The 615-nt window shown below is 50.4% G+C and carries 1 protein-coding gene; it reads left to right on the top strand.

Translation table 11 applies throughout. The features are described 5' to 3' along the window. Positions 1 to 19: 19 nt before the first annotated feature. Positions 20 to 615: reverse transcriptase domain-containing protein (locus ACQRD3_RS13570; protein ID WP_427781749.1), on the top strand; the 596-nt coding region annotated here is incomplete at its 3' end.

Below are 615 nucleotides of genomic sequence, written 5' to 3'. Positions count from 1 at the left end.
AAACGGGAGGTGATGCCTTATGCCAAAAGAAAGGAAAAAAGTCCTGTGTATGGACGCCCAGCGGCACGCCGAGTATTACGGTATGCAGCGGACATTTGACGAACTGTACGCCAAAAGCAAAGCCGGTGAAACATTCACCGGCCTGATGAAACTGGTATTAAGCCCGGACAACATCATGCTGGCCTACAGAAATATCAAGACCAACACAGGCAGCTACACAGCAGGAACAGACAAGCAGAATATCGGTGACATTGGACGGCTTCCACCGGCTGAGGTCATCGGTAAGGTCAGAAAAATTGTCACAGGCAGCGAACACGGCTACCGTCCCAAACCAGTGCGCCGGAAGGACATTCCAAAGCCAAACGGCAAAACCAGGCCGCTGGGTATTCCCTGTATCTGGGACAGATTGGTGCAGCAATGCATCAAACAAATCCTGGAACCCATCTGTGAGGCAAAGTTCAGCAACAACAGCTATGGGTTCCGCCCGAATCGGTCAGTAGAGCACGCAATTTCCCGTACTTACTCCCTGCTGCAACGGGCGCATTTACACTATGTTTTGGAGTTCGACATCAAAGGATTCTTTGACAATGTGAACCACAGCAAACTGATCAAGCA

The organism is Candidatus Pseudoscillospira sp. SGI.172, from assembly GCF_050313575.1.
GTDB lineage: Bacteria > Bacillota > Clostridia > Oscillospirales > Oscillospiraceae > Vermiculatibacterium.
This window is presented reverse-complemented; position numbering and strand designations above follow the sequence as displayed.